The organism is Mesorhizobium sp. M7A.F.Ca.MR.245.00.0.0 (assembly GCF_003997415.1).
Classification (GTDB): Bacteria; Pseudomonadota; Alphaproteobacteria; order Rhizobiales; family Rhizobiaceae; genus Mesorhizobium.
Window position 1 is genome coordinate 29,687 of sequence record NZ_RZTE01000051.1, and the last position, 8,661, is coordinate 38,347.

At 62.0% G+C, this 8,661-nt stretch carries 7 protein-coding genes; all 7 read right to left on the reverse strand.

The window, feature by feature from the left end; all coding sequences use genetic code 11:
• Positions 1-189: 189 nt before the first annotated feature.
• Genes EOB80_RS30685 through EOB80_RS30715 form a run of 7 tightly spaced genes read right to left on the reverse strand, consistent with a single transcriptional unit; the run spans position 190 to position 7,727 of the window.
• Positions 190-795 carry a cytochrome c oxidase subunit 3 gene (locus tag EOB80_RS30685; protein WP_127331648.1) on the reverse strand — a complete coding sequence of 202 codons (606 nt, stop codon included), beginning with the start codon at positions 793-795 and terminating at the stop codon, positions 190-192.
• Positions 792-2,762, reverse strand: coding sequence for a cytochrome c oxidase subunit I (gene ctaD, locus EOB80_RS30690; protein WP_127331650.1), 1,971 nt, complete (start codon positions 2,760-2,762; stop codon positions 792-794). Before ctaD ends, EOB80_RS30685 begins: the two co-directional genes overlap by 4 nt.
• A complete protein-coding gene (gene coxB, locus EOB80_RS30695; RefSeq protein WP_127331652.1) occupies positions 2,759-3,751 on the reverse strand; it encodes a cytochrome c oxidase subunit II in 993 nt (330 codons plus the stop codon). Before coxB ends, ctaD begins: the two co-directional genes overlap by 4 nt.
• A gap of 14 nt (positions 3,752-3,765) precedes the next feature.
• Positions 3,766-4,299 carry a c-type cytochrome gene (locus EOB80_RS30700; RefSeq protein WP_127296112.1) on the reverse strand — a complete coding sequence of 178 codons (534 nt, stop codon included), beginning with the start codon at positions 4,297-4,299 and terminating at the stop codon, positions 3,766-3,768.
• The gene (locus EOB80_RS30705; RefSeq protein ID WP_127331654.1) at positions 4,296-5,165 is read right to left on the reverse strand and encodes a substrate-binding domain-containing protein; all 870 of its coding nucleotides are present in this window, start codon (positions 5,163-5,165) and stop codon (positions 4,296-4,298) included. The genes EOB80_RS30700 and EOB80_RS30705 overlap by 4 nt, the downstream gene beginning before the upstream one ends.
• Positions 5,146-7,026: a methanol/ethanol family PQQ-dependent dehydrogenase gene (locus EOB80_RS30710; protein ID WP_127331656.1), complete on the reverse strand. Its 1,881-nt coding sequence runs from the start codon at positions 7,024-7,026 to the stop codon at positions 5,146-5,148. The genes EOB80_RS30705 and EOB80_RS30710 overlap by 20 nt, the downstream gene beginning before the upstream one ends.
• On the reverse strand, positions 7,023-7,727 hold the full coding sequence (locus EOB80_RS30715; RefSeq protein WP_127331660.1) for a heme-binding protein: 705 nt from the start codon (positions 7,725-7,727) through the stop codon (positions 7,023-7,025). The genes EOB80_RS30710 and EOB80_RS30715 overlap by 4 nt, the downstream gene beginning before the upstream one ends.
• Positions 7,728-8,661: the final 934 nt, after the last annotated feature.

An 8,661-nucleotide genomic window follows, 5' to 3' on the forward strand; every position in this document is an offset into this window, starting at 1 on the left:
CCCCGCCACGACAGCGCCCCGCCGAGCAGCGACAACAAGACGAGCAGCAGCGCCACGGGAAGCACGACTGGCACCTGACGGTTGCATTGCCAAGGCACCAGTGCATAATTCAGCTGTGTCGAGACCGCCCAGGCCAGCGGACCTGACAGAAGACCACCCCAGGACGTTCCCAACCGCAACGCTCGCATCTCAGCCTAGCCTCGGCGCCCAATAGATGAGCACGTAGATCGGGATCCAGGTCAGGACCACGAAATCCCAGTAGAAGACATTGTCGCCGACATCGCCGAAGCGCCGGCCGCTATAGCCGTGGCGCGTGAACATCAGCACTGTCAGCACGATGGTGTCGCCGACATCGGTTATGAGGTGCGTGGTGTGCAGGCCAAGCAGCACCCAGAGCATCGATCCATAGGCGTTGGTGTCCCAATAGATGTTGAGGGCGGGGAATTCGAACCAGCGCACGACGAGCGGAGCGATGCCGAGCAGCGACATGACCACCAGGCCGATCCGCACCGGAACCATGGAGCATTGCTTGGCGTGGCGGTGGAGGACGTGGTTGGGCACAAGGCTGACGACAAACAAAATCGTCACGATCGTTCCGGGCCAATGGTTCGGCTGCGGTGCGCTAAGCCGCCATGCTGGCCACGACAGCGCAAGGTAGAGATATGCGCCCGCTGCCAGCGCAAAACCCGTACCTTCCAACGCCATGAAGCCGAGCGTGCCCCACCAGGTGGGGCTGCGCGGACCGTGCCCGAAGGTCGGCAGGCCAGAAAGATCGGCGGCGGCGCGCTGCTTCATTCCTGGTCCTCCGGATGGCCCTTGGGCCAGAACCAACCGATCAACGTGATGGCGATCGGCGCGGCGCCCCAGACGATCGCCCAGGGCGTGAAGATCGAATAGAGAAACGTGCCGCCGACGGCTAGCGCCGCAAAAAGCGGCCAGATCGAAGGGGCGGCCGATTTCTCGCGAATATCGGGATAAGCTTCGGCCACGGTCGAGATGAGGAGTTCGCGCGCATCGATGCGGAGCCCGGTCGCTACAGGTAGCGCCTCCCGCTCGGCCCAGAGCGGCTCGATATGGGTGACGATGGGAATGCGTGCGAAATTATAGCTCGGCGGCGGCGAGGATGTTGCCCACTCCAAGGTTCCTGCGTCCCACGGATTGTTGCCGGCCGAGGTGCCTTTCAACGCGCCATGCACAAGATTGAAGGTGAACAGGACAAAGCTCAGGAAGAAGAGTAGCGCCCCTGCCGAGATGAAAAGGTTGATGTTGCCCCAGCCAAGCTCGGCCGGATAAGTATAGACCCTTCGTGGCATGCCCCATAGGCCGACGAGATGCATCGGGAAAAAGGCCGCATTGAACCCGATGAAGGCCAGCCAGAAATGCCACCGCCCGAGGCGTTCGCTCATCATGCGGCCGGTGATCTTCGGGAACCAGAAATAAGTCGCGCCAAGCAGCGGGAACACCGAGCCGCCGATCAGCACGTAATGGAAATGCGCGACGACGAAATAGGTGTCGTGCACCTGAAGATCCAGTGGCACAGAGGCGAGCATGACACCGGTCAGCCCGCCGATGACGAAGATGAAGAAGAAGCCGAAGACGAACAGCAATGGCGTCCGGATCACCGGCCGGCCGTCCCAAAGTGTTGCAAGCCAGCAGAAGATCTGCACGCCGTTTGGAATGGCGATCAGCATGCTGGATGCGGTGAAGAAACTGGCGCCGAGCTTAGGCAATCCCGTGGCGAACATGTGGTGAACCCAGAGCCCGAACGACAGGAAGCCGACTGCGATCAGCGACAGGACCAGCCCGAGATGACCGAATGTCGGTCGCCTGGCGAAAACAGGAATGATCGCGGACACCATGCCCGTCGCCGGCAGGAAGATGATGTAAACCTCCGGATGACCGAAGAACCAGAAGAGATGTTGGAACAGCAGAGCATCCCCACCTTCCGCCGGGTTGAAGATGTGCGTGCCGACCAGGCGGTCAAGGATCAGGAAAGTCGAGGTGATCATCACCGCCGGCATCGCGAAGACGACGACGAAGGAAGTGACCAGCATCGCCCAGACATAGAGTGGGATCTTGTCCAGCGACATGCCGGGGGCACGCTGTTTGAACACAGTGACGATGGTCGCAACAGCGACGGCCAATGACGACACTTCGGTATAGGTGATCATCTGCGCCCAGACATCGGCGCGCTTGCCCGGTGCGAATTCGGGGCCGGACAGCGGCACGTAAGCGAACCAGCCCACATCAGGAGCCATGTTGAGGGCGAAGGACACCCAGGCGAAAGCGCCGCCCGAGACGTAGATCCAATAGCTGAACGCGTTCAGACGCGGAAACGCGATGTTGCGGGTGCCGACCATCAGCGGCACCAGGTAGATTCCGGTCGCCTGCACGATGGGCACGGCGAACAGAAACATCATCGTAACGCCATGCATGGTGAACAGCTGGTTGTAGAGGTCGGGCCCGATCAGGCCGCGTTGAGGTCCCGAAAGCTGGATACGCATGGCGACAGCGTTGAGACCGCCAAGACCAAGGAAGACGAAAGCGGTGATCAAATAGCGTCGTGCGATCACCTTGTGATCGACGCTCGAGAGCGCTCCGACGATGCCGGACGGCGTCCGCCAGGTGCGCTCGAGCCAGCGATGCAGGCTGGCATCATCCATGCCGGTATCGCGGGGGCCGTCACGTTCGGGAGCAAGGTCGCCCTTGGCGGGGTCTGGTTCCGGGATGTGGCGGTCGCCTGTGACATCGGCGCTGCTCATTTCAGCCCCTCGAGATAAGCGACGATTGCGTTGAGCTCGTCGCCGTTGAGATCTGCCACTGGCATGTGGGAACCCGGCTTGATGCCTTGCGGGTCGGCTATCCAGGCGGCGAGATTGCCGCGGCTCATCGTCAGCGTTCCGGCCGCCAATGTTTTCCGGCTGGCGATGTGGGTGAGGTCGGGAGCCACCGTTCCGCCGGCCGGCGTTCCCCCGATCCTATGGCACATCACGCAGGGGCGTTTGAGGAACAGGTCCGCGCCGGCCTTGGCTTCGCCGCTCGCCGGCGCGCCGGCCGGCTGCAACTGGTCGTTCAGCCAGGCATCGAATTTCGGGCGCGGCTCGGCGATGATGAAGGTGCCCATATTGGCGTGCTGCGCACCGCAGAATTCAGCGCATTGACCGCGGTAGACGCCCGGCTTGTCCGCCTTGATATCCAGCACGTTCATGTGGCCGGGGATAAGATCGAGTTTGCCGGCCAAGCTTGGGATCCAGAAGGAATGGATCACATCGGTCGAGGTCAATAGCAGCCGCACCGGCTCGCCGGCAGGGATATGGATCTCGTTTGCCGTCGTCAGGATGCGGCTCGGCGTAGCATCCTCGTAGCGCAACTCCCACCACCACTGGTGCCCGGTCACCCTGATTGTCAGCACAGCCTCCGAGCCGATTGCAGCCAGCGTCCTGTTGGCGAAAAAGCTTAGCAGCGTCAGTCCGATCAGGATGATGGCGGTCAGTCCGACGGCGGACGCGACCACGCGCATCTTGCGGCGTTCGGCCGCTTCGTCGAGTAAGAGGGGTTCATCGCCGGGACGCGATCGCATAACCAGCGGTGCTGCGAGGGCGATCATCACCAGCACCCACACAACCGCGCAAAGCGCGGTGAAGAACCAGATCAGCCAAGCCAACTCGTCGGCTGCGGGGCCTTTCGGATCCAGCGCCGACTGCCAGCCTGCGCATCCCTGCAGAAGCAGGAGACAGAGAGCGAAGGTCATCGAAGCCGGGCGCCTCACGGTGATTTGCCCAGTGTCGCGGCATCCGGCAGGCGGTTTTCCGAGGGATGCACCATCATGCCGTCATTGCGTTGCGGCGCGGCGGAGGAGGGCGCGTTGCCGCCCAGTGCACGCACATATGCCGCCAGCTCCCATATCTGGTCATCGGGTATCTTCTGGCCGAAGCTCGGCATCCCGTTCGGCCTGCCGTCGCGGATCGTGGCGTGGATGCTTTCGATCGAACTGCCGTAGAGCCACTTCTCGTCCATGAGCGCCGGGCCCATGCCGCCACCGCCATTGGCATGGCAGCCCGAGCAGTTGAACCAGCTGAACAGGCGTTTGCCCTCGCTCATGTGGAAGGCGTTGGCCTCGAAGCTCGCCGCCTTGTTATCGGTGGGGGAGGGTCGCTGTCCGCCCGGCTCCAACGTGGTCACGGGCGTCGGCTGCTCACCTGAACCGAGCGCCGATTGCGGTCGCGTGTCGCGCTCCTCGCGCTGGCAGGCGACCAGGGCCAGCGTCAAGGGCAGTAACATCGCCAGAGCCTGCCTCATCGCGCCGGACTCCCGGCCATGTCCAGACGCGGTACGCCGTATTGCGCCAGAACCGCGTCGATCTGGGCCTTGTGTCTGGCAAGCGCGCTATTCACATCGCCACGCAGCACATCGTCCTCGCGCCGAACACCCATTGAGATGTCGTACATTAGCGGCAGTTGCGGTCCGTCGATGCGAGGCGTGACCGGCGTGATCCGGAGCGACACCTTTTGCCGCTGGGCGAAATAGCCGGCGAGCGGACCCCAGACCACGGCAAGATCGATCTCGCCGTTCGCGACAGCTTCGACGATGCGCGCCGGAGGGTTGGGAGCGGAGTAGTCGCCATAGACGGGGTAGCCGATGAGGTGCCCGACGATGCCGCGGCGGCCAAGCGCCTGGACTGGCGGCGAGTTGGCGCCATCGTCGCCGATGAGCTGAACACCGATACGCAATTCTTGCAACCGCGGGTCGTTGAAGGAGGCCACGTCCGGGCCGTCCTGGCGGGTTACAAAGACATAAGACGAACGGTAGTAAGGCGTGGTCGTGCGCAGCATTTCGAGATTGGCAGGCGTGCCGGGCACGAGATCGCAAAGGCCTGCCTTCAGCGTGTTGCGGATGAAGCCACGGCGCTGCGCCCACCAAGTATACGTCAGCTTGGCGCCGAGATCAGTGGCGATGATTTCCGCGATCTTGTTCTCGAAGCCTTGACCGGCCGCGTTGGAAAACGGCATGTTGTTCGGGTCGGCGCACACTCTCAACTCACGTGGATTGGCAATGGCCGGCAAGAGCAACAAGGCGAGCCCGGCCATGCCGATCGCCACCCGTTGGAACGCCTTTCGCGCCGGACGTACGGTCAAGTCCAATCCATCAAGGCAGCCGGAACACATAAAGCGTGCCTCCCGCCGTGGTAGCGTTCTTTAGATCCTTCATCGCGTTGACGAAGCCAAGTGCCGCGGTGGCATCGCGCGGGTCGAGGTCGCCGGAAACGATGGCACCGGCCCAGCCACCGACGCCTGACAGAATTGCGACATATTGGTGCCCATCGGGGCCGCGATAGGTTATCGGCTGGCCGATGATGCCGGACGATGTCTTGAATTGCCAAAGGAGATCGCCAGTCCTGGCGCTGACCGCCTTGAACCAGCCTTCCATGGTGCCGTAAAAGACGACATCGCCGGCAGTGACGACGGTGCCGCTCCACACCGGAAAGTTCTCCTTCAGGACCCAGGCCGGCTTCGCGGCGGCAACATCCCAGGCGGTGAAGGCACCACGATTGCCGCCCGGCCCGGGGATCATGCGTACGTTCATGCCGACATAGGGCGTGCCTGCGATGTAGTTTACCTCGACGCCTTCTTCATCCATGCAGAGATTGTTGTGGGGGATGTAGAGCAGGCCGGTCCTCGGCGAAAAGGCCGATGGCTGCCAGTCCTTGAGGCCGGACGCTGTCGGGCAAATGTCTCGGACCACCTTGCCGGTGCCGGTCTTCTTGTCGGGGTTTGCAATCAGGCGGCCGGTCTTCAGGTCGACGCCTTTGCTGGAATTAACCGGACCGTAGGCTGTGGCGGACAACACCTCGCCAGTGGTTCGATCAAGGATATAGAGGTAGCCGTTGCGTTCCGGTCGGACGAGGACCTTGCGCGGCTTGCCTTGCCAGGTCATGTCCAGAAGGATCTGCTCGTTGATCCCGTCATAGTCATGGAGGTCATGCGGGCTCCACTGATAGAACCACTTCGCCGCTCCGGTATCGGGATCACGCGCGAAAATACCGGACGTCCATTTGTTGTCGCCGGGCCGCAAATCCGGATTCCACGGTCCTGGATTGCCTGTGCCGTGGAAGATCAAGTTCAAGGCCGGATCGTAGGAGATCCAGCCCCACATATTGCCGCCGCCGATCTTCCAGGCTTCCGGCGGCCATGTCGTCACGCCAAGGTCTGTGCCCTTGTCCATGTCATAGTGGGGCTTGAAGTCCGGGCCGATCAGCACATCCTTGTCGGGTCCAGTGCCATAAGCCGTCCAGACAATATGCCCGTCTCCGGCATCCAGCGCCTTGACCCAGCCGCGGACGCCCATTTCGCCGCCGGAATTGCCGACCAAAACTTTGCCCTTCACCACCAGCGGAGCCATGGTGATGGTCTCGCCGATGTTGATGTTGCCGATATGAGCGTTCCAGATTGGTTTGCCTGTGTTGGCGTCGAGGGCGATCGTGTGGCCGTCCAGCGTGTTGAAGAAGATGCGCCCGTCGGCGAAGGCCGCGCCGCGGTTGACGACATCGCAGCAGGCCACCCCTTGTGCCGCCGGCTCGGGGTTGGGCTCGTACTTCCACTTCATCGGCGCGCCGGGCCTGGAAAGGTCGAGCGCGTAGACGATGTTGGGAAAGGGCGTGATGATATACATGATGTTGCCGACAACCAGCGGCGCTGCTTCCTGGCCCTTGTTCACGCCGGTGGAGAAGGTGAAGGCGACCTGCAGGTTCTTGACGTTGCCTTCGTTGATCTCGGTCAGGTCGCTGAAGCGGGTCGACGCGTAGTTCTTGGCCGGCATAGTCCATTGCCCGTCATCGGGTGGCGCGGCGGCGGCGGGCGGCGCAATAGCCGCCGCCGATGGCGGCTCCGAGGCACCGCTCAGGAATGGGCCGCATGCCAGCAGCATCACCGAGAGTATGCAGGTCCGAAAAGAATTCCAGATCGCCAATGCGCGGGCGCCTTGTCGTGCGTCAACGCGCGCCTGTGCCGGGTGCAGCCTTCCTTTCATTTGTGGATCGAGCCTCCCACGCCGGCGCCGAGCCCCGCCGCGATGTCAGCCTCGGTGCCGGCACAAAGCGGATGGCCCCAGCCCGAGGCGCTTTTGCCGCCGGGATCCAGATCGTAGACGATGGCGTCCTTGCGATTGGGATTGACTCCGGCGGGAACCTTGTCGAGGCCGAGCGCCGCGCGAACACGCCAGGCGACATTGTGATCGGCGCATGAGGAATCTCCGGAGACCCCGATGCCTCCGACGATGCTCTTTCCGTCATAGAGGGCAAGCCCGCCGCCAAACACAACGACGCCTCCAATCGGCTTGCCGACGAGCGGATCGCTGGCGCTTCCGAACGTTTTGGGATCGCCCGCATAGGCTGCGGCCTGGTTGACCGGATTGGTCTCCTGCAAGCCGAAAAGCGGCCCGCCAGGTTGCGCCCCCGCGTAGAGATTGGCCGTCGATAGGGCCATTTGCGCCAAGCTGAGCCCATTGGCCGTATTGGCCTTCTCTGCCGCGACGAGGCGACTGCCCGGCCATTGGGAATCGGCGGTGGGACCGCTGAAAGCGATCGCGCACACGGCGCCGTCGCGGGCAACGACAGCCGCCCATTCGTTGGTCTCAAAGCCTCCGTTGGCAGGTCCGCCGCTCGCTTTCACATTGGCCTTGAGGACAGCGAGCAGCTTATCGTGGTGGGCCGGGCAGGGCGCCTGTGCCATGGCTTGGCCCTGTGGGGACAGGCCACCCGCCAACATCAGGCCAAAGGCAGATAAGAAAAGCTGACAGCGGTACATTGTCCTGCCCATTGGTTCGAGCATCAAAGAATCATGGAGCACTCTGTCAGACTGGAGAATGCGAGAAAGAATCCGTGATCCAATGCCGTCGATGTCTAACTTGGGCGATGCAGGTATGTTCCTGCTTTTGGAAAAAATGCACAGTTCCCGTCCGGTGAATGGCAAGGGTTGCCGTCTGTCCCGCCGGTGGCCGGCTCATCGCACCTAGTAAGCACTTGGCATTTTCGGAGAAGCGGAGCGGTTGCGGGACCATACGGACGATCCACCCGGACTCGCGACAACGGCTCATTTTGCGATGAAAAATGCCTAGTTGAGAAGGCGACGGTACTTTTTGAGGCGACTTGGGCACGCTGGTGGACGTCATAAAATTCGAAAATCGCCCGGATGGTCCCGATAGTTGGTGAAACCTCGAAATATTTTTTGTGGCGATTTTCCCTTTGAAATCAAGAGCGTAATTTTTTGACGGTTCTAGTGTCGGAATTTCAGCAGTTCTGGAAAATATTTGACAGCGATTTCAAAGGGTTATACGCTATTTGAACAATCGAGTGGGAGTAGGGAAGCTACGGCGATAAAGTCATTCGGCGGACTAGCCGACCTCCGTTTGCGACCACGCAGGTGACGCACGCAATAGACCCCACCCCCGCTTCCGCGGTACTGCGCCCGCGAGCGCGACCTCATACGCCTCATCGAAGTTGGAGTGCCCGAGCAGCGGCAGCCTTGTCGACCGCGTGAAGACCTTCAAGCGCGAGGACAAACTACGCCGTGCGACCTTGCGAGCGATCCGAGAGGCGAAGCCATGAGCCCTCGACGCGACGAATCCACTCAACACTGCACATCTCGGAGGCGACCGAGGCGAGGG